The following is a 23,923-nucleotide window of genomic DNA, read 5'->3' as shown; positions in this document are numbered from 1 at the left end:
AGTATTTGCTTGGTTGATGAGGACCTTTTTAGTCGCGGTGTGGGGCACTGTGGTTGGCCATGCTTCTATGTGGAGACCGGGTAAATCGGTCGTTTGGCGTCCGCTGGTTTACTTGGTGGGCCTGGCTAGCGGGGACCGTGTTGTAGTGCAGGTGGCGTGAAAGTGGAGTGCTGTGCAGTTACGCGGCTTGGTCATTTGGTGCAGTTGTGGGTGGGTCACTTCGCAGCGAAGGTCGTTGCACTGCCATCTACGTAGATCTTGGTGTGTGGTGTTACTTCTATTTTATTTGCCCAGCGTATAGGGGGCATTGCGGCTGGTTTTTGATTTCGGGGAAAGCACGCCAAGCCGGGCTTAGCGCATGTGGGCGCCATTCCGGTGGATTGAACGTTGAAGTTGCGGATATAAGCCCCGGAACCTAATAAAACTCGGATTTACATACCCTGACCAGCTGTAACGCCGAAAACCAGACACACTTTTTGCTACTTAACCTCAACTAGGTGTGGCAGACCCCAGGCACCTGCCCGCGAGGCGCAGCGCGGGGGAACCCCACCCCAGGGTCTCGGGGAAAAATTTTTTTAAGACACCCCGGAAGCTCTTTGCGCTGGCCCACGTAGACTGGGAATCTCAACCAGAGTGTAAAGAAGGGGTATCGAGGACTCGTGGCTCGACTGTTATATCGCGTCGGTACGTGGTGCTTCCGCCGCGGATGGCTGGTCTTGGCGGGCTGGCTGGTGCTCTTGGGCATCATTGCCGGCATTGCATTGAGCGTGCAGCGACCCTTCAGCCCGGATTTTCGGATCGATGGCACGCCCTCCATTGATGCCACCCATGACTTGGTGAAAGCCTTCCCGGATGACCTCAACCCGGTGGCGGCGGCGAGCGTGAACCTAGTGTTTGCGGCGCCAGAAGGGGAGAAGCTGGAGGATTATTCTGCGGCGATTGATGGGGTGGTGCAGCGCATTGAGGAGGGGATCCCGGACCTTACAGGGACGGAGCGCTTTGGTAATCCACTTCAGATCTCGCCGAAGCTGGTTGAGATGGTGGAAAAAATTTCGGTGGACCAGGGGCTGCCGGAAGAAGTTGCGAAGGCGGATGCGCAGAATCTGAGGATGGTCAGTGAGGATGGCCGGATTGGGTATACCACCTTTACTTTTGATGTACCGACCTCGATGGATGTGACTCCGGAGCAGCGCCGCATTGTCAATGAAGCGATGCAGGAAGGCCGAGATCAGGGGCTGATTGTGGAGGCCGGTGGCCCCGGGTTTGGGGATCCCATCCAAGTGAAATCCACCAGTGAGTTGGTGGGCTTGGGCGTGGCCTTTATTGTGCTGATCTTGACCTTCGGCTCCCTGGTGGCCGCGGGGCTGCCGCTGATCACCGCTGTGATTGGGGTGGGCATGGGGTCGCTTTTGATCATCATGTTCACGCACTGGTGGGAGTTCAATAACATCACCCCGGTGCTGGCGGTGATGATTGGCCTGGCGGTGGGCATTGACTACGCGCTTTTTATCTTGTCGCGTTATCGCAGCGAGCGAGTGCGCATGGATGCACGAACAGCCGCCGGCATGGCGGTAGCTACCGCGGGCTCAGCGGTGGTCTTTGCCGGCGTCACCGTGATCGTGGCGCTGGTGGCCCTGGTGACTGTGCGCATCGAATTCCTCAGCGCCATGGGGCTCACCGCAGCAATGACGGTCTTCATTGCGGTGCTGGTGGCCTTGACCTTGATTCCGGCACTGCTGGGGATTTTTAAGGATAAGGCCTTTGCTGGGCGGGTGCCCTTTATCGCGGGCAATCGCAAGGCTAGCTCTAGACGAGCTGAGAAGTCCTCCTTCGGGCGACGCTGGGTGACCTTCGTGCACCGCTTCCCCGCGCTGATTGTGGGCGTGGTGATCTTAGGCCTTGGTTCTCTTAGCGCCCCGGTGTTGGATCTGGATATGGCGCTGCCTTCTGATGCCACCCAGAACTACAACACCACGCAGCGTAAATCCTCTGACCTGATGGAAGAAGCCTTCGGAGCGGGCGTTAATGCACCCTTTTTGATGCTGGTGGATGCGCATGAAGCACATGCTGAAGCCCCGGCGCTCCAACCCTTTATTGAGGCACAGACTCAAGGTAGCGACCAGGAAAAAACCGCGCTGGCGGCTTTCCTCTATAGCACGCAGACCGCCAATAGCTTGGGCCAGGTGAAGCATGCACAGCTGGTGAATGTGAATGCGGATAAGACCGTAGCGCAGGTGCTGGTGACCCCCTACACCGGACCGGCGGATAACCAAACCCTGGCGCTAGCGCATTCACTGCGGTCCCGTGCCCAAGAAATTGAGGCCGCCACCGGCGCGCACGTGGGTCTTACTGGGTTGACCGCCGTGCAGATGGATATTACTGAGCGTCTGGCCGAAGCCATGCCCATTTACCTGGGCATTGTGGTGGGCCTGGCGATTATCCTGCTGCTCATTGTGTTCCGCTCCTTGCTGGTGCCCTTAATTGCGGGCCTAGGCTTCTTGCTTTCCGTTGGCGCAGCCTTTGGCCTGACAGTGCTGGTGTGGCAGCAGGGCCTATGGGGGTTGGTGAATACCCCAGCACCGCTGGTGTCGTTCTTACCGGTGTTCTTCATTGGCGTGACCTTCGGCCTAGCCATGGATTACCAAGTCTTCTTGGTCACCCGAATGCGGGAATACATCACCAGCTATGACCCCGCCGAACAAGCACAATCACGCTATAACGCGGTGGAATCCTCCGTGATTGAGGGCTTTAGCAGTGCCGCCCGCGTGGTGAATGCCGCAGCACTGATTATGATCGCCGTCTTCGTGGCCTTCATTGATCAGCCCTTGCCCTTCATCCAAATCTTCGGTTTCGCGCTGGGCGCCGGTGTGCTTTTTGATGCCTTCTTCGTGCGCATGGCGTTGGTGCCGGCGTCCATGTTCTTGATGGGGCGCGCCACCTGGTGGATGCCGGAATGGTTAGATCGCATCCTCCCGCACCTCGATATTGAGGGCACTGCATTGGAGAAGGAGTGGGAGGCCCTACACTCTCCTTCATGACAGACACCACGAGCGACCTAAGTTTTACCCTCGGGACGCAACTTGAAGCTAAGTCCGGAACCCACGGCCGCAGCGGCATCATCCATACCCCGCATGGGGATATCCACACCCCGGCGTTCATCCCGGTAGCAACCAAGGCCACCGTGAAAACCCTGACCCCGGAGCAGGTGCGTTCCACCGGGGCGCAGGCCATTTTGTCCAATGCCTACCACCTCTACCTGCAGCCCGGCCCCGATATTGTGGATGAAGCTGGTGGTGTCGCAGCTTTTGAGAATTGGCATGGGCCCACCTACACCGACTCCGGTGGATTCCAAGTGATGAGCTTGGGCGTGGGCTTTAAGAAAGTTTTGGCGATGGATACCACGGACCTGAGCGAAAAGGATATTCGCGCTGCCCGCAAGGACCGCTACGCGCATGTGGATGAAGAGGGCGTGGATTTCCGCAGCGTGATTGATGGCTCCAGGCACCGCTTCACCCCGGAAATCTCCATGCAGATCCAGCACCAGCTCGGTGCAGATATCATGTTCGCCTTCGATGAACTCACCACCCTCATCGACACCCGCGAATACCAAGAAGCCAGCGTGGAGCGCACGCACCGCTGGGCCAGGCGCTGCCTCATTGAACATGATCGCCTCACCCGCGAGCGCCATGACAAACCCAAGCAATCGCTGTGGGGGGTGGTGCAGGGCGCACAATATGAGGACCTGCGCCGCCAAGCCACCCGTGGGCTCATTGAACTTGATCGCGAAGCGCAGGCGGAAGGGCGCCGCGGCTTCGGCGGCTTCGGGATCGGCGGGGCCTTAGAAAAAGAAAACCTCGGCACCATCGTGGGGTGGGTGTGCGAGGAACTGCCAGCGGAAAAACCCCGCCACCTGCTAGGTATCAGCGAACCAGATGATCTATTTGCCGCCATCGAGGCCGGTGCAGATACCTTCGACTGCGTGGCGCCAACCCGCCTGGGGCGCCGCGGCGGGGTTTATACCCTCGATGGTCGCCTCAACCTCACCGCCGCACGCTTTAAGCGCGACTTCAGCGGGGTGGACGAGGAATTCGGCGGCTATGTCTCCGAAAATTATTCGCGCGCCTATATCCACCACCTCATGAAGGCCAAGGAGTTCCTCGGCGGCACGCTCTGCACCTTGCACAATCTTTCCTTCATGGTGGCTTTGGTCGACAATATCCGCGCCGCCATCGACAACGGTGATTTTTATGCCTACCGCGATGAATTCCTGGGCCGCTACTATGCCGGAAAGCAGCGCCCACTGAACTAGGAAACCCAGCCTATTGATTACCCCCACGGACTTGTTTCCCCGGCCGAAGCGTCTAGCTTCATTGACGGGGCCGGGGTTCATCCCCGCGGATCTGATTCAGGTCTTCCTACGCCAGGTTTCCTTCGGGGCATATGCGAGTTTTTTCGCCGCACAAGCACGGTATATTCCGGGGCTCTAACTCAGCATGTGCGCTCATCAACGGGGATCCACAGCGCGAGGAACCCTTATGCCCTTCCCCAAGGTGCAGCACGTAGTCAAAGGGGGGCTGCGCTGCACCCTGAGATGGGGAAGCATAAGGATGATCCCCGTTGAGCCCCACGGTGAGGAGGGGGGACGCTCACCGTGGGGTTCGCTCGTGGCGCTTCACCCAACGAATCGCCGCATAGGTAATCGGCAGCATCAGAACCTCAATGGCTACCTTCCACACAAACCCCACCACCACATAGTTCGCGGTCTGCCCCCAGGTACTAATCCCAATTACCGGCGCCGCAATTAAACAAAACAGCAGGGTATCGCCAAATTCACCAACAATGGTGGAGCCAATCAACCGCGCCCATAAAGAACCCTCCCCGGTGATCGCCTTAATCTTCACCAGCACCCAGGAGTTCAATAATTGGCCCAATAAATAGCCCGATAAAGAAGCCAGCACAATGCGCGGCACTAAGCCCAAGACCGCCTCGAAGGCACCCTGACCTTCATAAAAGGGTGCTTCTGGCAACCAAATCGCAATCCAAAAACTAATGATCGCAAAAATCGTCACCACGAACCCGGTGAGGATAGCGCGCCGGGCCGCTACAAAGCCATAACACTCTGCCAAAATATCGCCCAGCACATAGGCTGCCGGGAAAAGGAAGAAAGCCCCATCAGTAATCAGCGGCCCAATGGCAACCCCCTTGGTCGCCAGCACATTGGAAATTAAAAACACTGCCACAAAGGCAGCAACAATCATGGGGTAGAGGCTGCGTGGCACATCAATATGGTGCGAAGATTCTGGCATGAGCGCTATTTTCCCATACCCTGGGAAATATGACTCTTCCCGCAGGCCGTTATGCACCCAGCCCCAGCGGCGACCTCCACCTCGGGAACTTACGTACCGCGCTCATCGCCTGGGCTAGTGCGCGTAGCAGCGGCCGCAACTTTTTGCTGCGTGTGGAAGATATTGATGAACAACGCTCCTCCGCAGGCAGCGCCCAACGCCAAATCGAGGATCTCGCGGCTCTCGGCTTGGATTGGGATGGCCCCATCCTCTACCAGCAGGATCGCTACGCCGCCTATGAAGAAGCGCTGGCCCGCCTCCCGCACTATGAATGCTATTGCTCCCGCCGCGATATCCGCGAAGCTACCCGCGCCCCACACCAACGCCCCGATGATTACCCCGGCACCTGCCGTGACCTGCCCGAAGAGGTCCGCGAACTCCGCCGCGCTGAACTTCGCGCCCAGCGCCGCCACCCCGCCATCCGCCTGCGCGCGGAGCATCACCAGGAGCGCATCCACGACCTCATCCACGGCGAGGTTTGCGGCCCCGTCGATGACATGGTGCTGCGTCGCGGCGGACAGGAACCAGGCTGGGCCTATAACTTAGCCGTCGTTGTCGATGATGCTTTCCAGGGCGTCGACCAGGTGGTTCGCGGCGATGACTTGCTCGACTCCGCGCCGCGCCAAACCTACCTCGCCCGCATGCTCGGCGTGCAACCCCCGCGCGAATACATTCACGTCCCGCTCGTCCTCAACCCCCGCGGCGCCCGCCTCGCCAAACGCGATGGTGCCGTCACCCTCCGCGAACTCGACCTCAGCATCCCCGAGATCATTCTCTTACTCACCGAGTCCCTGGGCTTTACCGGCATCGACTCCGTCCAGGCTTTACCCGAGATCTTCGATGCAGCTCGGCTCCCGCGTTCCCCCTGGGTTTTCGCTGGGGTAGGCACACCACAATCTTTCTCGCGCGAGTAGGAAATAAGGTGCGGCATACCGTAACCCCCTGCCGAGGGTGACCAGACCTGTTCCCCCAGGCCAGGGTCTCGGGCAAAGCAAAACCCCCGGGGGAAAGTCCCGGGGGCTTGAGTGGCGGAGGATAGGGGATTTGAACCCCTGAGGGATTGCTCCCAACACGCGTTCCAGGCGTGCGACATAGGCCGCTAGTCGAATCCTCCAGACACAGCCGTGGCTGCGTTCTTGAAATACCGTACACAAGAACAGCGGATCGCACCAAATCAACCCGTCTCTTTGGTAGTCGTGCCCGCTCATGGGGTAGCATGTCGGACAGGATCTCGCGCGGCGTTGATCCCGTGAACTCCCCCAGGGCAGGAATGCAGCAAGGGTCAGCGGGCTCTCACGGGTGCGCGAGGTCCCTTATTTTTTCCTCAGATCGGGGTTAGAGTAGTTGTAACAAGGCGCTCGCCACCACAGGAAGGTACTCCGTGAACACCGAACTGCTCCAACAAAATGCTGCTGAGATCCGCCGAGCATATGAAGATCTCAAAGCCAAAGACCTCAACTTGGACCTCACCCGCGGAAAGCCCTCCGCCGAACAGCTCGACTTCTCCGATGAACTCTTGAGCCTGCCCGGCGCCGGTAACTATGTCGCCAAAGATGGCACCGATACCCGCAACTACGGCAACCTCAAAGGCATTAAAGACATCCGCCAAATCTGGGCCGATGTCCAAGGCCTCCCGGTAGAGCAGGTGCTCGCCGAGGATTCCTCCAGCCTCAATATCGAATTCGACCTGGTGAGCTGGGCCTTCCACTTCGGCACCAATGATTCCCCGCGGCCCTGGTCTCAAGAAGAAAAGGTGAAGTGGATCTGCCCGGTTCCTGGCTATGACCGCCACTTCAGCATCACCGAAGCCTTCGGCGTGGAGATGATCACCGTCCCCATGACCGAGGATGGCTGCGACATGGATGCGGTCCGCGAATTGGTGAAAGACCCGCAGGTCAAGGGCATGTGGGTGGTTCCTATGTTCTCCAACCCCACCGGCGTGACCTTCTCCGAGGAAACCTGCCGCGCACTGGCCGCCATGGACACCGCCGCCCCGGACTTCCGCATTATGTGGGATAACGCCTACGCGGTGCACACCCTGACGGACTCCTTCCCGGAGATCCACAATGTGATTGCCTTCGCCGAGGAAGCCGGCAACCCGAACCGTTTCTGGTGCTTTTCTTCGACCTCCAAGATCACCTTCGCTGGTTCCGGCGTGAGCTTCTTCGCTTCCTCGGCAGAGAACCTCGCCTGGTATGAAAAGACCGCCTCCATCCGCGGCATTGGCCCCAATAAGGTCAACCAGCTTGCGCACGCCCAATTCTTCGGCGATGCCGAAGGGGTTCGCCAGGTGATGCTCAAGCATTCTGCTTCCCTGGCCCCGAAGTTCCAGGCAGTGCTTCGCATCCTCGATGAACGCCTCTCTGACTATGGGGTGGCCTCCTGGACCCGCCCCGAAGGCGGCTACTTCATCTCCCTGGATGTGCTCGATGGCACCGCCGCGCGTGTGATTCAGCTGGCCAAGGATGCCGGCATTGCGCTGACCGGCGCTGGTTCTACCTTCCCGCTGCACCAAGATCCCAATGACCGCAATATCCGCCTGGCACCTTCCCTCCCGCCGGTCGAAGAATTGGAAACCGCCATGGACGGAGTAGCCACCTGCGTGCTGCTTGCTGCCGTGGAAAAGATCTCGTGAATTTAGCCGAAACCCACTATTGGCTCAATAGCATCTTCCCCGAGGAACTCCACCTCATCGACATTGGTGGCGTGCACATTGGTGTGGCCGACCTCGGGGAGGAGGCCCTGGCCTGTACTGCGGATGCTGCCGCCTTAGACACCGGCTTGGTGGCTCATGGTTCACCCATGGAAGTTCGCTCCGAAATTTTTGGGGTCGCCCAAGCCCCCGCTGAAGTCATCGCCGAAGTTTTAAGCATGGTGGTGGCCCGCCTGGCGGAAACCTATGAACCCGCGCAACCCGGTCGCCTCCTTGAGGACCTCCTCCCAGCGGAATCCTCGGTGCGCCACGCACTGCTGACCGTCCCTTATGTTTGGGGCCCGGAATCCCCGCAGATGCGGGAACAACCCGGCGATGTCCACGGCCCCGGGCATGGCGATCCCGCACTCGGTCGGCTCACCGTGCTCTTGCAATTGGTGATGCTCACCGACGCCGAACGCGACTTCCTGCACGAGGCTGGGGTGAGTGCCCTGCAGGAGAAACTTGCAGCTGAGGACGTCGATCTGCTCGACTGGTCGCGCTAAACCGGTAGGCTCTCAGACGTGGCTTTGTATCGGAAATATCGTCCTGCCTCCTTCGCGGAGGTTGTCGGCCAGGAGCAGGTGACCGGCCCGCTATCGGTCGCCCTGGACTCCGGCCGCATCAATCATGCCTATCTTTTCTCTGGCCCCCGCGGTTGCGGTAAAACCTCCTCCGCCCGCATTATGGCGCGCTCCCTGAATTGCGAGCAGGGCCCGACTTCCACGCCCTGTGGGGTGTGTTCTTCCTGCGTGTCGCTGGCCCCCGGTGGGCCCGGCAACCTGGATGTCACCGAATTGGATGCCGCGAGCTATCGCGGTGTGGACGATATGCGGGAACTGCGCGACCGCGCCTACTATGCGCCAGCGGAATCCCGCTACCGCGTGTTCATTATTGACGAAGCGCACATGATTACCACTGAGGGCTCCAATGCCTTGCTGAAGATCGTCGAAGAGCCCCCAGAGCACCTCATTTTCATCTTTGCCACCACTGAGCCGGAAAAAGTTATTGGGACTATTCGCTCCCGGACGCATCACTATCCTTTCCGGTTGCTTACTCCGCAGGCGATGCGGGGGCTTTTGCAGCGTACCTGCGAAGCCGAGGGGGTGCAGGTGGATGAATCGGTATTCCCGCTGGTTATTCGCGCCGGTGGGGGTTCCCCGCGTGATTCGCTGTCCATCTTGGACCAGCTGCTGGCCGGTGCTGGGCCGGAGGGGCTGACCTATGAGTCCGCGCTGCCCTTGCTTGGGGTCACGGATATCACTCTTATTGATTCCGCCATTAATGCTTTAGCCACTCGTGATGCGGCGGAGCTTTTCCGCACTGTGGATAATGTCATCGAAGCTGGTCACGATCCCCGCAGGTTTGTTACTGACCTGCTGGAACGTCTCCGCGACCTGATGATTCTGCAGGCCGTTCCCGATGCCTTTGATATGGGGTTGGTTGATGCGCCCGCCGACCGCGCCGAAGAACTCCGCGCTGAAGCTGCCCGCTTTAGCACCGGTGCGCTTGCTCAGCTTGCCGATGCGGTCAATGAACGCATCTCCGATATGCGCGGTGCTACCTCCCCGCGGCTGCTCCTAGAGATCCTCTGCGCGCACCTGCTGATTGGTGGTGCCCCTCAGGTTGTTGGGCCGCCGAGCGCCCCGATGAATGCGCCTGCCGCACAAGCTGACTATGTGCGCCCCTCCGAGCGTGCCCGTGCCATTGCTGCTGCTGCGAGCCAGAAGAGTGAGCCGGTGGTTTCGGGTGGGGCTGGGGCTGAGGTGAGCCAGAAGACTGAGTCGGTGGTTTCGGCTGGTGCTGGGCAGAAGGCTGAGCCTGTGGTTTCGGAGGTCTCGGGTGTGGCTGGGCAGATGGCTGAGGAGCCTAGGGCACCGCAGCCTCAGGAGCCTAAGGAAGTGAAAGCCCCTCCGCAGGAGCCTGAGACAGCAGACCTGACCACCGCGATCCGCCAGAAGTGGTCCCACCTGCGTGCCCAAATCGGTGAGAAGAATAAGGTCGCTGAGATCATGCTCACCGAAGCCGTAGTTCTAGGCGTGGAGGATGGCACCCTCGTGCTGGGCCACAACACTGGGGCCTTGGCTGAGCGGATTAACGCGAGCTCCAATAACATCCCGATCCTCGCAGTGCTTCGAGAACACTTTGAGGCAATCACCGCGGTCCGCTGCGTAATTGGCCGGGAAATTCCGCCGGGAAAAGCTGAAGCCCCCGCGCCGGCTGAAAGTTCAACGTGGGGGCAGCCCAAGGCGATCCCCACCGCAGAGCCTGCTCCCGTCCCGGAAGAAAAGGAAGAGCAGCCCACCCCGCCTACTCCCACGTGGGCGGAGAAAGCCGCGCGCGGTCAAGCGGCATTAGCAGAGAAGACCACCTTCGATGATGGGGTACCGCTGCCGCCAGACCCAGAAGAGGACTACCCAGCTCCTCCGATGGAAGATTCCTATGTTCCTGAGCCGGAAGAATCCCTAGCGGAAGAAGAGCTCATCCGTGAGGCTGCTAGCGGCCCCGGGGAACTCGATCACCGTGATGCCCTGACTATCGCCATGGAGCTAGTCGAATCTGAATTAGGTGCTCGCCGGCTCTAAAAATTTTTTCGCTCTTGGCAGGGGATGGATTGCTTGCGAAAGCACTGCCGGATGGTCTGAAGGAGATCGGACGCTTATCTGTCATTCCTGAGACTCCTCCGAGATGGGATACATAGGGGGTCTTTTGAATAACCCTGTCTATCTTTTATCGGACCGTTTGACTCCCGTGACTCTCGAGGTTCTAGCGTCTCGACGCGCTAACTTTTCCATGGCCTAACGGGGAAGAAGTCTGCTTTGCTCACCGGTAACGCTGCCTTGACCTTGGAGATAGCTTTTCCAAGGTAACGGCGCCCGGCTTTAAAAATTTTTTCGACCTTGGGATTCAGCTGTGCGGCGGGAATTTTTTAGCCCAGGAGGCCGGGGTTCTCGCCGTGTCTCTCCGCTAAAGAATTTTTCCGACAGTTCGGTGTTCGATTAGGGATTCTGGGTCGCCTGTGGATAACTTTGTAGGCCGTTTGAGGTTATCCACAGCCGCTGAAATGGGGTTTTCTGCTTGTAGCCCATCTGGTTCGGTTCGGGAAACCTTTTTGCTCAGAACCCTAGACATTTCTCGACTGTGCTATTAGGGTTGATATCAATACTTCAAACAAGTGAACTATTGATATCAGGGGTGCTCTACTCGGAGGATTATCATGGCTACCCGTACCCTTAGTAAGGAAAAGGCTCAGCCCTACTGGGCTAATTGCAAGCCCGGAGATTCGCATTGCGAGCGGTTTAATCAGCGCAATCGCGAAGACCTTGAGTATTGGTGCGAGCTTCTACCGCAAGATGAAGACGACTTCGCAATGAGCGTCATTGAATTATCTACCCGCACCGGAATGAGTAAATACATGGTAGAACAGGCATTCCAAGGCGCGGCTATATCGCAATCTCTTCCCAAGCTGCGGGAGCAGGCCCTGAAGTGGGGGCACCTGGAGATGCGCTACTTCTACGCAATCGACCACGGTCTCACCGGGGTCGCTGCTGAGATGCTGCCGGACTTTGATGATGCCCTGGAATGGTTTTTCACTCCCATCTGTCCGGAACAGACCTTGCCGTGCGTTAAAGACGTCAAACGGTTCCTCGAAGAACTGAAAATCAATAATTGTCCTGGCTACGGGGTTGCCAATGGCGAGGACTACGAGCTGCGCGGAATCAAATTCGTGAAGGGCGTGGACGGTCTAGCTGACATAAAAGGCCTCGTGAGCAATGAAGAAGCTGCCGTCATCGATGCTGCTTTAGATAACACAGCCAGGAAGTACGACATTGACCGTGTTGAGGCCCTGGTCAAGATCATCACTGAAAAGGTCGATGTCACCGCGTACTTGAACTATTGGAGCCCTGGTCCGGAAGAGGAACCTACCTACCTCGATGGAGCTGGGCATCTGCGATATACCGAGATGAAGGTCTACGACAAGCTCAATATCAAGGAACGGGATCTCACCGGCATCGATGATGTTGAAGTCGAAGGCTATCGACCCAGCGAGAAACAAAAGGCGAAGGTCCGACTCCGAGATGGCCTTTGCCGCTTTCCGGACTGCCAACGCCCCGCGTCGATCTGCGAGATTGACCATGTTGTGGAATATGACGGGGAAGAAGGCCTCACTGTGGTCAAGAATCTGCAGTGCCTGTGCCCCTTCCACCACAACCTCAAGACCTCGGGAGACTACACCGTGTTCATGAACCATAACGGTGTGTGTCGCTGGGGGATGCCTAATGGTTCTCTTCGCGTTACCCTCCCGCAGGGGCCCGAAGCCCACAAGTCCAAGGCTCACTTTGGCCAGCGGTGGGGCAACCGCAGAAGCCGTCCGAAGACCACAGCGGAAGCAGAAAAGTTGTTCAAGGCTGAGGCGGAACAAAAAGCCAAGGAAGCTGAGCAGGCCTGGTATCCCAACCAAGATCCGTACCCCTTCCCCACGGATCGGTTCCCGCCCATACCTAAAGAAGAAGTGATCTTCGAGGAGCCCTGGGTGCCGCAACCTGAAACCCGCTTAGCTCTCCCGCCGGCTCGCCCCCGGCTAGCTCTCTGTGCTCCTACGCCGAAACGGCGGAAGAAGAACACGAAACTCAGGGTGATTGATGGTCGGGTACCTGACGTCCTTCAGCAGGCGGACGACACCGCCCCGCTATGGGTGCAGAATCTGCACTCCAAAGTGGAGGATGATCTGAAGCAACGAAAGCAGGAGCGCCGATACGCTGCTGAGCAACGCGAGCGAGAGCGCTTGTGGAGGGAACGGAAGGCGAATGAGAATGACACCTCGATCCCGCCCTTCTAAAGCAAGTCGGAAAAATTTCCCCGGGCCAGGGCGCACGTGCCCGAAGCCCCGGGTAGACTAGCGCGGAACGCACCGAGAAAAAACAGGAAGGCGTCACTATGACCCAGCCGGATATGAATGCCATCATCGAACAGGCCCAGCGCATGCAGGCCGAATTGCAAAAAGCTCAAGAAGAGATCACTGCCAGCACCGTTACCGGTTCCGCCGGCAATGATCTGGTGAAGATCGTCATGGATGGCGGCGGCCGCATCCAGGATGTCACCATCGACCCGAAGGTCGTGGACCCCGAGGATGTGGAGACCCTCCAGGACCTCATCGCCGGTGCGTTTACCGACGCTCATGCGAAGATCGCTGAACTGGCTGAGTCCAAGATGGGTCCGCTGTCCCAGGGCTTCGGCAACGATGGGCTCACCGGGCTCTTCGGTTAAAAAATTTTTCCACCCCAACCAGAAAGGTCTGCGCGAGTAAACCGTGTTTGAAGGACCCCTACAGGACCTCATCGATGAGCTTTCTCGCCTACCTGGGGTAGGGCCGAAAAGTGCTCAGCGCATTGCGTTTCATCTGATGAAGGTGGAACCCGCTGATATTGATCGGCTGACCTCCGCCCTGATTGGGGTGCGGGATGGGGTGGAATTTTGCCGTATCTGCGGCAATGTTTCCCGCGACGAACTCTGTCGCATTTGTGCTGACCCCGGAAGGGATAGCAGCACCATCTGTGTGGTTGAAGAACCCAAAGACATCCAGGTCATCGAACGCACTGGGGAGTTCGATGGCCGCTACCACGTGCTCGGCGGGGCCTTAGATCCCCTTGCCAGCGTGGGGCCAAAAGACCTTAATATCGCGAGCCTCCTGCAGCGCATTGGCGGGGTAATGCCGGATCGCGAAGAGGTTGAGGAAGTCATCTTGGCTACCGACCCCAACACCGAGGGGGAGGCCACCGCCAGCTATTTGGCGCGGTTGCTCAAGGACTTCCCGGGGCTAAAAATTTCCCGCCTAGCGTCGGGTATGCCACTAGGCGGGGACCTGGAATTCGTCGATGAGTTAACGCTTTCGCGGGCGCTCAGCGGCCGGCTTACTCTCTAGCTGGCGGCGAAGCGTTCCTTACGCAGCTGTGTGACGGTCGGGAGCTCCAGAGGCTCTAGGTCGGTCAAAGCTTTGCCCATTGCCTGGGCAAGCAAAAGATCGGCGAGCTGCGGGTTACGGGCTAGCGCGGGGCCATGCATATAGGTAGCAATCACGCTGCCTTGAACTGCGCCCTCCGCGCTGGTGTGTGCCTCGGGGTTGGGCATATCTTCGCCGCAGTGCTTATCGCAATTGCCGACCCCGCTGGTCACTCGGCCCAGGGGTTGCGCGCCGGGTCCCAAAATGGTGGCGCCCAGGTGGTTTTCGAAGCCGGTGAGTGCTTCGGTGAGTTCCGCGGTGCAACCAGCGGCGGTGGGGGTGGAGGTTAGCTCGCCGATGGCGCGGCGGTCCAAGCCGGAGGTAGTGGCGTCGATAAGCCCCACACCATCGACAATTTTTCCGGCGGCACGGAAGGATTCTCCGAGCACCTGGAAACCAGCGCAGATGGCGAAGATAGGCCGAGTTGCGGCGGCGGCGCGGCGTAAGCCTTGGTCTTTGGTTAGTTGCTCAGCGGCGAGGACTTGGGCGGTATCTTCACCGCCACCAAGGCAATAAATATCGAGGGATTCGGGGATCGCCTCGCCGAGATGAATCGGGAGGATTTCTGCTTCGATGCCGCGGAGGCGGGCGCGTTGGCGCAGTACCAGGGCGTTGCCATCATCACCGTAGGTGCCCAGCACCTCCGGGAGGATCAGACCAATGCTTAACATTTATGCGCCTTCCTTAGCCAAAGCCTTCTTGAGATCACGGAATGCGGTGTAATTAGCTAACACCTCGATGCGGCCGGCGGGGCAGGCCTTAATCGCTGCCAGGGGATCAGCGATATGTTCATGCTCGATGCCGGCATAGGTGAGTCGCACAGCGAGGTCAGTGCCTCTTTCGCCGGAGGCTTTTAGGGATAGGTCCCCAAAGTCTTCGAAGCGGACATCCCAGAGCCAGGAGAGATCTTCACCATCGGCAACTTGACCATTTACGGCGATGACCAGGCCATCGGCGCTGCGGTCGACCATGGCTAAGGCTTCTTGCCAGCCGGCGGGATTCTTGGCCAGCAGCAGGTGGATGGAGCGCTCACCCAACTGGATAGTGGAGTAGCGGCCGGCCACGTTATCGACGGTTTCGGTGGCTTTGAGGGCTTGCTCTAGTGGCACACCGAAAGCGACGTGGGCTGCGGCAATGGCTTGGGCGGCGTTACCGCGGTTGGCGCGTCCGGGCAGGGTGAGGTTGAGGGGGTGGACTTCACCGTGGGCGATGAGGCCTTCATCGGTGATGCGCCACTGTGGGGTGGGACGTTCAAAAATGCGGCCATCGGGCAGTGGTTTGGTGGCTCGCCAATGCTCACCATCACGTTCGATGCGGCTGCCGGTGCGAGGGCAGCTCACCGAATCACCGGTCCAGCCGGCACCTGCGGAAACCCACACCACGTTGGGGGCATCGAAGGCCACGGAGGTCACTAGGACATCATCGCAGTTGGCGATGATGGTCATGGAGTGCTTATTCACGCAGCCACGCAGGGCTCGTTCGATTGCGTTGATTTCGCCGACGCGGTCGAGTTGATCGCGGGTGAGGTTCAACAACACCAGGGCAGTGGGGTTGAGGCGATCGGCCACCTTGGGGACGTGGAGCTCATCGCATTCAAGGACGATGGTGTCGGCATCGCGGCCGGCCATAAGTGCCGAAATGATGCCGGCATCCATATTGTCGCCACCACCATTGGTGGCTACATCATGCTGGGTGCTTAAGGCCGCGGTGAGCATGCGGGTGGTGGTGGATTTGCCATTGGTGCCGGTCACTAGGACAGCCGGACGCCCGCCACCCAGGTCTTCCATGATGTTGGGGTCGATCGCTGAGGCCACCAGGCCGCCGATCATGCCACCGGCACCGCGACCGGTAGCGCGCGAGGCGAGGGTGGCTGCGGTGGCCGCGGTGGTGGCTACCCGCGAGCGGAGTCGGCGTAGGGAGATCATGGAGAGTCAGTTTAGCCGACCGGCGGCAGCCAAAAAGTCCACATCACGCACCAGGGGAATCCCCTTGCGCTGGGCGTGCATGGCTTTGCCGCGAAGCTCATCGCGTTGATTGCAGACCACGAGGGAGGTCTCGCGGGTGAGTTTCTCGGAGTAATTGAGCTTCAGGTCGCGGCAGGCTTGGATGATCTTGTCGGGGTCCACCTCGATTTCGGGGGCGACCACCACTTCCATGCCTTGTTTGAGGACATCTTCGAAGCGCCCTGGGTTGTGGTACCTGCGGGCTTTTGCGGCTTGTACGCGGATGGCGCTGCGCTGCAGACCGAAGCGGTCTGGAACAAGGTCTTCGGGGAGATAGCTGGCTAGTTTCCCGGATTTCAAGGCAAGGAAAATAGCGAGCAGGATGTCGCTGCGTTCGCGGGCGACGTCGGCGGCGGGGCGTGCTGCGCGTTCCACGGTTGCAACGGGGGAAGGGGAAGGCACCCCAAGGGCATGCGCCACCCCGCCAATGCGGGTATCGGCTAGGCGGATGCCTTGGCGACGAGCGCTGGCGAGGGTGTCGATGATCTTAAGCGGGGTAGGGACATGGCCTACTCGTTGTGGGGCTTGGCGGCGGCGACGTCGATTGCGATGCGCCGCTGCGCTCATCACCCGTTTGGCTTCGGAGCGGATAAGACCCCAGGTGCGAGGCGCATTGTGGACTACCAGGGTGCGCCCATCGATTAAAGAACCCAGGCGTTTGAGGACCTTATCGAAGGTGGGGGCGGCTGCGATCTCTTCTGGTGATAAGCCGTGTACGTGCTTAGGCCCCGGATCGGTTTCGGGGTTGATCACGAAATGCTCCGCACGGTGCACTTTGCCTGATTCATCGAAGGTCAGGGCATCAATGCTAATGAGGCGTGCGGACGCCGGATGAATGCCAGTGGCCTGGACGGTCAGGGCAATATACGGATCGCTTTTCATCGCTTCCAGAGTACCGGAGCCAGGTGCGGCATAGCTGCGGGAGAGTGTATGCCGCACCAACTTTTAAAGCTCAGCCCTCGATCTCGGGGAAAGCTCTAAGCGTGTGCTCGGTTGACCGCGGAAGTAATTGCCTTCAGCGATGCGTAGGTGATGGAGCCGGCAATTCCTACGCCCCAGGCGGTGGTGTTGTTGACCGTGGCGTAGATGTAGCAGGCGGCCTCCGCGTCATCGCCGGCGCTGCGGGCTTGCTGGGAGTAGTCCTGGACCTCGACGTCGATGCCGAGGGTCTCCAGAGCCTGCGCGTAGGCGGCGACAGGGCCGTTGCCGTGGCCGGTAAGGGTGTGGCGCTCGCCCTTCCACATGACCTCGGCGGTGACCTCAGCGTCCTCGCCTTCGCGGGCGGCATTAGTGACGGTGATAGTGAGCTGTTCCAGCGGAGTTGAGGGATCCAAGTATTCGCTGGCGAAAATATCCCACATATTCTTGGAGTTCACTTCACCGCCTTCAGCATCCGTGACGGCCTGAATGACGGAGGAGAATTCCACCTGCATCGGGCGCGGCAGGTTAATGCCATGATCGGTCTTCATGATGTAGGCGACGCCGCCCTTGCCGGACTGCGAGTTCACGCGGATCACGGCTTCGTAGGTGCGACCAACATCCTTGGGATCGATCGGCAGGTAGGGGACCTCCCAGGTGACGGACTGCAGCTCTTCCCAGGTGACCTGCGTGTTGTCGGCGCCCTCGCGGACCTTGGCGGCCATGGCGTCCATGCCCTTGTTGACGGCATCCTGGTGGGAGCCGGAGAAAGCGGTAAAGACCAGGTCACCGCCGTAGGGGTGGCGCTCCGGGACGCGCAGCTGGTTGCAATATTCGACCGTCTGGCGGATCTGCTCGATATTGGAGAAATCGATCTGCGGGTCCACGCCCTGGGTCATCATGTTCAGACCCAGGGTGACCAGGCAAACATTGCCGGTGCGCTCGCCATTGCCGAAGAGACAGCCTTCGATGCGGTCCGCGCCGGCCAGGTAGCCCAGCTCAGCGGCGGCCACACCGGTGCCGCGGTCATTGTGCGGGTGCAGGGAAAGGATAATGGAATCGCGGCGCTCCAAATTGCGGTGCATCCATTCGATGGAATCCGCATAAACATTCGGGGTGATCATTTCCACCGTGGAGGGCAGATTCAGGATCATGGGGTGATCCGGAGTGGGCTGCATAACGGCGGTGACGGCGTCGCAGACTTCCTTTGCATAAGCCACTTCCGTGCCGGTGAAAGATTCAGGAGAGTATTCCCAGCGCCAATTGGTTCCCGGATAGTCCTGGGCAATATCTTTAATCAATTGCGCGGCATCGGTAGCGATTTGTTTAATCGCTTCTTTGTCCTTGCGGAATACTACGCGGCGCTGCAATACCGAGGTGGAATTGTAGAAGTGAACGATGACATTCTTTGCGCCTTCGCAGGCCTCGAAAGTGCGGCGAATGAGGTGCTCGCGAGCCTGCACCAGCACCTGGATGGTGACATCGTCGGGGATCATGTTCTTTTCGATGATCTCGCGGACGAAGTCGAAGTCAGTTTGGGAAGCTGAGGGGAAACCCACCTCAATTTCCTTGTAGCCCATCTTGACCAGCAGCTCGAACATGCGGCGCTTGCGCTCCGGGCTCATGGGGTCGATCAGGGCTTGGTTGCCATCGCGCAGGTCCACGGCGCACCACTGCGGGGCGTGGGTGATTTTCTTATCTGGCCAGGTGCGGTCTGGCAGCTGGATGTCTTCTACCTCTTCGTGGAAGGGCAGGTAGCGATTAGTGGGCATCGCCGAGTTGCGTTGCTTATTCCAAGCGGGCTGGCCGGTGGTTTCGCCGGCAGGGGTGCGGATTTCAGCGGGTGCGGAGAAAAAAGTGTCCGTCATGAGGATTGGCCTTAAGTTCGGGAGATTGTGAGTTACGGCCGGCATCAGAAACTCCGCGACGGGGCGCCGGCCGTAAGAGGCTCAGTACCCGCCGCGGCTAAGAAGGAGGTTCCGCGTGCTCATGGTGAGGCAGTCTAATAGATCGTGGTGGCCTAGCGCACATGAACGGGTGCACCCTATGCTGGGTATCTTTTTGATGCAGTGCTTGTTTATGCTGGCAGGGTGGCACGACACGCAAAAGTAGTACCTCAGGAAAGCCGTCCCCCGAAGCGCACCCAGGTGTTGCGGATTTTTATCACCTTAATGTTGGTGCTCGCCGGGGTGGCGGTATTGCTCTATCCGGTAGCCGCCACGCAGTGGAATAACTACCGCCAAACTGAAGTGGCGCGGCAATATGAGAAGTACCTGCACAAAGATGCCGACCCTGAGGTCACTTCGCGCTCGCTGGAGGAAGCGAGGGAATATAACGCCACCTTGGCTGGCACCCCAGTGGTGGATCCCTGGGAAGGCCGTGTGGCCGAAGATAATGAGCCCTACCAGCACTATCTTTCTTTGTTGAGCCAAGGCCCCGCGATGGGGCGTTTGGTGTTGCCCACCATTAACCTCGACTTGCCGGTGTTTCACGGCACCAGCTCGCGCACCTTGGACCGAGGAATCGGGCACCTTTATGGCACCGCCTTGCCGGTGGGTGGGGAAGGTTCGCGTTCCGTATTGACCGGGCATACCGGGCTTCGGACCGCCACGTTGATGGATAACCTCGACAAAATGAAAGAGGGCGATCCTATCTATATTTCGGTGATGGGTGAGCGTCTCAAATACGAGGTGAACCACATTGAGGTGGTGCTTCCCAGCGAATATAAGAAGCTGCGCCCGGTGCCCGGCGAAGACCTGGTGACCCTGGTGACCTGTACGCCTTATGGCATTAACTCGCACCGACTTTTGGTGACGGGGCACCGCGTTCCGCTGGATGAAAACGACGAGAAGGCCTTTAAGACCGAAGGCTCCGCGCTGCACTTCCAATGGTGGATGTGGGCGATTTTGGTGGGCGTGATTGTGGTGCTGGTTGTGCTGGTGGTGTGGATTCGCCGGAACGTGCGCTAATCCACACCATGGCGGGAGAGCACCACTGTGCCGACCACCATGGCCACCAGCGCGGCACCCATAGCTACCCAGCCGGCGGTGCTGGACACCTGGAATTTTTCTCCCAGCACCGCATAGCCCAAGGCGAAAGCAACAATGGGTTCGGTGATGGTCATAGCCGGCAGTGAGTTTTTTAGCGCGCCGGCATTAAAGGATTGTTGTTGCACTGCGGTGCCGATGGCGGCGCCAGCTAAGAGAGTATAAAGCTCCCAGGATTGCATCAGTGCGCCGAAACCGCCGGCCACGAAGATATCCACCACGGCCTTAGAAAGCACCGAGACGAAGCCGAAGACGCCGCCGGTGACCATGCCAAGCAACAAGGCGCGTTCGCTGCGGAAAAGGCGATGGGCGATTCTTTCCACCGGAATGAGGATGACCGCGGCGATGAGCAGTGCCGGTAACCAGCGTTCTAGTGGTGGGTGGGAATCGCCAGGTAGTGGGCGGCCTAGCACCACCAATACGGCGACCGCGATGGTGAGGATGCTGCCCCAAATAATCTCCGCATGCGAGAGTCGCCGCCCGGTGTAGCGGGCGCTAAGCGGCAAAGAAAACATCAGCGAGAGCACCAGGATGGGTTGGACGACCAGCAGGGTGCCAAAACCGAGGGCCACGATTTGCAGGCCATAACCCATGAGTGCGGTAAAGAGGCCAGCCCACCATAGCGGCCGTGCCATGGCGAACATGATGGGGGAGCGTTCCCCTGCGCCGGTGGGGGTTTCTTCGGCGATTCGGTGGCGCACCACAGTGCCCCACGCGATGGTGAGGGCGGAGGATAGCGCGAAGAGGACCGCGAAGAAATTGCCATGCACGCATAAAGCCTAACTAATTTTGTTTGGCCAGCGATCCACCGGCCCCACGGTGGCAGCGACAAAGATCATATGGCCTATAGCGGGACCGGAATTAAATCTGCGACCCATGGCCAGGTAGGATGCCATAACTAAAGACTTCACCGTCTTCAAAGAATTCCGCATAACCCTGGAAAGGTGGTCGCTGCCGTGGCCCTCGTCGTGCAGAAGTACGGAGGATCCTCGCTAGAAAGCGCTGAGAGGATCCGCAATGTCGCAGAACGAATCGTGGCCACAAAAAAGCAAGGCAACGACGTGGTGGTGGTGTGCTCCGCAATGGGCGATACCACCGATAACCTGCTTGATCTCGCCGCCGATGTGAATCCGGTTCCCCCGGCGCGTGAGCTAGATATGTTGCTGACCGCCGGTGAGCGCATCTCCAATGCGCTGGTGGCTATGGCCATTGAATCCTTCGGTGCGGAGGCGCAGTCCTTTACCGGCTCGCAGGCTGGTGTGCTGACCACTGAGCGCCATGGCAATGCGCGCATTGTGGATGTCACCCCAGGCCGAGTACGCGAAGCCCTTGATCAAGGCAAGATCTGCATTGTTGCTGGCTTCCAGGGTGTGAATAAAGAATCGCGCGATGTCACTACCTTGGGTCGTGGCGGTTCGGATACCACCGCGGTGGCTTTGGCAGCTGCGTTGGATGCCGATGTGTGCGAAATCTACTCCGATGTGGATGGTGTGTATACCGCGGATCCGCGGATTGTGCCGAATGCCCAAAAACTCGAGAAGCTTTCTTTTGAAGAGATGCTGGAGCTCGCCGCGGTTGGCTCCAAGATCTTGATGCTGCGTAGCGTTGAGTACGCGCGCGCCTTTAATGTGCCCCTGCGAGTCCGCTCGTCTTATAGCAATGATCCCGGCACTCTGGTGGCTGGGTCGATGGAGGATATTCCCGTGGAAGAAGCAGTACTAACCGGTGTTGCCACCGATAAATCTGAAGCCAAGGTCACCGTCCTGGGGATCCCGGATAAGCCCGGCGAAGCTGCGAAGCTCTTCCGCGCCCTGGCTGATGCCGAAATCAATATCGACATGGTGCTGCAAAATGTCTCCTCGTTGATCGACAACACCACCGATATCACTTTCACCTGCCCGCGCGCTGATGGCCCGCGTGCCATGGAGATCCTCAAGCGTCTCCAGGCAGAGGGCAATTGGTCCAAGGTGCTGTATGACGACCAGGTGGGCAAGGTCTCCTTGGTCGGCGCCGGCATGAAGTCGCACCCCGGCGTGACCGCCGATTTCACCGAAGCGTTGCGCGATGTGGATGTGAATATCGAGCTGATTTCCACCTCTGAGATCCGCATTTCCGTGCTGATCCGCGAAGGCGACCTGGATAAGGCCGCCCGGGCGCTGCATGAGTGCTTTGAGCTTGGTGGCGATGAGGTTGCCACCGTTTATGCCGGAACCGGACGTTAATCTTTCCTCTCACCTGCCTTTAGGAGCTGTACCCCGCCATGACTACCGTTGCCGTCGTTGGTGCCACCGGCCAGGTCGGACGCGTCATGCGTTCGATCCTCGCTGACCGCGATTTCCCCTGCGATAAGATCCGCTTCTTCGCTTCCGCGCGTTCTGCTGGAACAACCCTGGAGTATCGCGGTGAAGAAGTCACCGTCGAAGATGTTGCCGAAGCCACCATTGACTCGCTCAAGGGCATCGATATTGCACTCTTCTCCGCCGGCGGTGCCACCTCGTTGAAGTACGCTCCGCTCTTCGCGGAAGCTGGCGCCACCGTGGTGGATAACTCCTCGGCATGGCGAAAGGACCCTGAGGTTCCGCTGATTGTGTCCGAGGTTAACCCCCAGGATGCTGAGAACCTGCCCAAGGGCATCATCGCGAACCCCAACTGCACCACCATGGCGATTATGCCGGTCATGAAGGTGCTCAATGATGCTGCTGGGCTTCAGCGCATGCGTGTTTCCAGCTACCAGGCGGTTTCTGGTTCCGGTGTGGCCGGCGTAGAAGCCCTGGCCAAGCAAACCGCCGAGATTGGTGACCGCGATGTGGAATTGGTCCACGATGGTTCCCTGCTCAGCCCCGAAGACCTGGGCCCCTATGTAGCGCCCATCGCCTTTAACGCCCTTCCCTTCGCTGGCAACCTCGTTGACGATGGTTCCGAAGAAACCGATGAAGAGCAGAAGCTGCGCAATGAATCCCGCAAGATCCTGGGTCTGCCGGAGTTGAAGGTCGCCGGCACCTGCGTACGCATCCCCGTCTTTACCGGGCACACCATGGTGGTGCACGCTGAGTTTGCTCAGCCGATCACCCCAGATGAGGCTCGTACTGCACTGGGGCAGGCCCCTGGTGTCAGCGTGGTGGATGTTCCCACCCCGCTGGCTGCGGCAGGTAAGGATGATTCGCTGGTGGGCCGTATCCGCCAGGATCAGTCCATTGATGAAAATCGAGGCCTAGTGTTTGTGGTTTCTGGCGATAACCTGCGTAAGGGTGCCGCCTTGAATACCATCCAAATCGCTGAGCTGCTGGTGAAGTAGCTTCACGCTTAGAAGCCTCCTGCCCTTTGGTAGGAGGCTTTTAGTTTTGGCTGGTGGCGTCGATGAGGTCTTTGCGGGCACGTGCTACTCGGGAGCGAATAGTGCCCACTCGGCAACCACAGATTCGAGCGGCCTCTTCATAGGTATAGCCCAGCACCTGCGTGAGAATCAGTGCTTCGCGGCGTTCTGTAGGTAGGGCATCAATGAGGGTGCGGGTATCAATCCACTCTGACCAACTGGCGGAGTTGGCGGAAGTATCGGGGCTTGTGGCCGCCACATCCTCATATTCGGTGGCGGATTTTCGGGGGCGGGCCATATCGTGGCGGATATTGTCCACCCACACGCGGCGGGCTAAAGAAAGCAACCAGGTACGTGCTGAACTGCGGGCTGCAAAACGGGGCAGGGCGCTCATGACACGCAGGTAGGTTTCTTGGGTGAGGTCATCGGCAATATCGCGTCCGCCCAGGTGAGCGAGTAATCGCCAGACATCGCCTTGGGTGGCGCGAATGAACTCCGTGAGGGCACGACGATCCCCGGCACCGGCGGCTAAAGCCAGCTCGGTGACGCGAGCGTCCTCAATAGCGCGCGCATTTTCACTTTCGCGCCCGGAGTGTGTGTTCAC

The 23,923-nt window shown here is 59.2% G+C and carries 19 protein-coding genes, 1 tRNA gene and 1 other RNA gene; 13 read left to right on the top strand and 8 right to left on the bottom strand.

The features are described 5' to 3' along the window. The first annotated feature begins 659 nt into the window (after positions 1 to 659). Positions 660 to 3,038 carry an MMPL family transporter gene (locus BMZ01_RS10755; protein ID WP_092287257.1) on the top strand — a complete coding sequence of 793 codons (2,379 nt, stop codon included), beginning with the start codon at positions 660 to 662 and terminating at the stop codon, positions 3,036 to 3,038. Beyond that, positions 3,035 to 4,309 carry a tRNA guanosine(34) transglycosylase Tgt gene (gene tgt / locus BMZ01_RS10750; protein ID WP_092287255.1) on the top strand — a complete coding sequence of 425 codons (1,275 nt, stop codon included), beginning with the start codon at positions 3,035 to 3,037 and terminating at the stop codon, positions 4,307 to 4,309. The genes BMZ01_RS10755 and tgt overlap by 4 nt, the downstream gene beginning before the upstream one ends. 337 nt (positions 4,310 to 4,646) lie before the next feature. On the opposite strand, the gene BMZ01_RS10745 is transcribed toward tgt, so the two are convergent. After that, positions 4,647 to 5,306 (bottom strand): queuosine precursor transporter, encoded by a 660-nt coding sequence (locus BMZ01_RS10745; protein ID WP_223845977.1) that lies wholly within the window; start codon positions 5,304 to 5,306, stop codon positions 4,647 to 4,649. A gap of 29 nt (positions 5,307 to 5,335) precedes the next feature. Between BMZ01_RS10745 and gluQRS the strand changes: the two genes are divergently transcribed. Next, a complete protein-coding gene (gene gluQRS / locus BMZ01_RS10740; RefSeq protein ID WP_092287253.1) occupies positions 5,336 to 6,259 on the top strand; it encodes a tRNA glutamyl-Q(34) synthetase GluQRS in 924 nt (307 codons plus the stop codon). A gap of 112 nt (positions 6,260 to 6,371) precedes the next feature. Here the strand turns inward: gluQRS and BMZ01_RS10735 are convergent. Further along, positions 6,372 to 6,459, bottom strand: a tRNA-Ser gene (locus BMZ01_RS10735). Between the two features lie 108 nt (positions 6,460 to 6,567). Between BMZ01_RS10735 and ffs the strand changes: the two genes are divergently transcribed. The 7 genes from ffs to recR all read left to right on the top strand — a co-directional run bounded on the left by ffs (position 6,568) and on the right by recR (position 13,960). Then, positions 6,568 to 6,664: signal recognition particle sRNA small type (ffs, locus tag BMZ01_RS10730), an RNA gene on the top strand. A 62-nt stretch (positions 6,665 to 6,726) separates the two neighbouring features. Continuing rightward, the gene (locus tag BMZ01_RS10725; protein WP_092287251.1) at positions 6,727 to 7,980 is read left to right on the top strand and encodes an aspartate aminotransferase type Ic; all 1,254 of its coding nucleotides are present in this window, start codon (positions 6,727 to 6,729) and stop codon (positions 7,978 to 7,980) included. Beyond that, positions 7,977 to 8,543, top strand: a complete 567-nt coding sequence (locus BMZ01_RS10720; RefSeq protein WP_092287249.1) for a suppressor of fused domain protein — start codon at positions 7,977 to 7,979, stop codon at positions 8,541 to 8,543. Before BMZ01_RS10725 ends, BMZ01_RS10720 begins: the two co-directional genes overlap by 4 nt. An 18-nt stretch (positions 8,544 to 8,561) precedes the next feature. Further along, positions 8,562 to 10,622: a DNA polymerase III subunit gamma and tau gene (locus tag BMZ01_RS10715; RefSeq protein WP_092287247.1), complete on the top strand. Its 2,061-nt coding sequence runs from the start codon at positions 8,562 to 8,564 to the stop codon at positions 10,620 to 10,622. Positions 10,623 to 11,254: 632 nt separating this feature from the next. Next, positions 11,255 to 12,877, top strand: a complete 1,623-nt coding sequence (locus BMZ01_RS10710; RefSeq protein WP_092287245.1) for an HNH endonuclease signature motif containing protein — start codon at positions 11,255 to 11,257, stop codon at positions 12,875 to 12,877. A 98-nt stretch (positions 12,878 to 12,975) separates the two neighbouring features. Continuing rightward, positions 12,976 to 13,305 (top strand): YbaB/EbfC family nucleoid-associated protein, encoded by a 330-nt coding sequence (locus tag BMZ01_RS10705; RefSeq protein WP_092287243.1) that lies wholly within the window; start codon positions 12,976 to 12,978, stop codon positions 13,303 to 13,305. A 43-nt stretch (positions 13,306 to 13,348) separates the two neighbouring features. Further along, entirely contained in the window at positions 13,349 to 13,960 is a 612-nt protein-coding gene (recR, locus tag BMZ01_RS10700; RefSeq protein WP_092287241.1) for a recombination mediator RecR, read from the top strand. Here recR and BMZ01_RS10695 read toward each other — a convergent pair. From BMZ01_RS10695 to leuA, 4 genes are all read right to left on the bottom strand, one after another. Next, a complete protein-coding gene (locus BMZ01_RS10695) occupies positions 13,957 to 14,709 on the bottom strand; it encodes a type 1 glutamine amidotransferase (RefSeq protein WP_092287239.1) in 753 nt (250 codons plus the stop codon). The genes recR and BMZ01_RS10695 overlap by 4 nt on opposite strands. Further along, positions 14,710 to 15,963, bottom strand: coding sequence for a MurT ligase domain-containing protein (locus tag BMZ01_RS10690; protein WP_092287237.1), 1,254 nt, complete (start codon positions 15,961 to 15,963; stop codon positions 14,710 to 14,712). Positions 15,964 to 15,969: 6 nt separating this feature from the next. Beyond that, positions 15,970 to 16,923 carry an exonuclease domain-containing protein gene (locus BMZ01_RS10685; protein WP_092287235.1) on the bottom strand — a complete coding sequence of 318 codons (954 nt, stop codon included), beginning with the start codon at positions 16,921 to 16,923 and terminating at the stop codon, positions 15,970 to 15,972. A 95-nt stretch (positions 16,924 to 17,018) separates the two neighbouring features. Continuing rightward, positions 17,019 to 18,833: a 2-isopropylmalate synthase gene (gene leuA, locus BMZ01_RS10680; RefSeq protein ID WP_092287267.1), complete on the bottom strand. Its 1,815-nt coding sequence runs from the start codon at positions 18,831 to 18,833 to the stop codon at positions 17,019 to 17,021. 216 nt (positions 18,834 to 19,049) lie between these two features. Between leuA and BMZ01_RS10675 the strand changes: the two genes are divergently transcribed. Next, entirely contained in the window at positions 19,050 to 19,928 is an 879-nt protein-coding gene (locus tag BMZ01_RS10675; RefSeq protein WP_177180162.1) for a class C sortase, read from the top strand. Here BMZ01_RS10675 and BMZ01_RS10670 read toward each other — a convergent pair. After that, complete coding sequence (locus BMZ01_RS10670; RefSeq protein ID WP_092287233.1) at positions 19,925 to 20,776, bottom strand: DMT family transporter; 852 nt, start codon at positions 20,774 to 20,776, stop codon at positions 19,925 to 19,927. The genes BMZ01_RS10675 and BMZ01_RS10670 overlap by 4 nt on opposite strands. A 186-nt stretch (positions 20,777 to 20,962) precedes the next feature. On the opposite strand from BMZ01_RS10670, the gene BMZ01_RS10665 reads away from it, so the two are divergent. Both BMZ01_RS10665 and BMZ01_RS10660 read left to right on the top strand, forming a co-directional pair. Next, entirely contained in the window at positions 20,963 to 22,228 is a 1,266-nt protein-coding gene (locus BMZ01_RS10665) for an aspartate kinase (protein WP_092287263.1), read from the top strand. Between the two features lie 38 nt (positions 22,229 to 22,266). Then, the gene (locus BMZ01_RS10660) at positions 22,267 to 23,301 is read left to right on the top strand and encodes an aspartate-semialdehyde dehydrogenase (protein ID WP_092287231.1); all 1,035 of its coding nucleotides are present in this window, start codon (positions 22,267 to 22,269) and stop codon (positions 23,299 to 23,301) included. Positions 23,302 to 23,341: 40 nt separating this feature from the next. On the opposite strand, the gene BMZ01_RS10655 is transcribed toward BMZ01_RS10660, so the two are convergent. Further along, positions 23,342 to 23,923 (bottom strand): RNA polymerase sigma factor, encoded by a 582-nt coding sequence (locus tag BMZ01_RS10655; protein ID WP_223846011.1) that lies wholly within the window; start codon positions 23,921 to 23,923, stop codon positions 23,342 to 23,344.

The sequence above is a fragment of the Corynebacterium spheniscorum genome, assembly GCF_900113445.1.
GTDB lineage: Bacteria > Actinomycetota > Actinomycetes > Mycobacteriales > Mycobacteriaceae > Corynebacterium > Corynebacterium spheniscorum.
The sequence above is the reverse complement of the archived record's forward strand: the minus strand, read 5'-3'. Positions and strand labels throughout refer to the sequence as shown.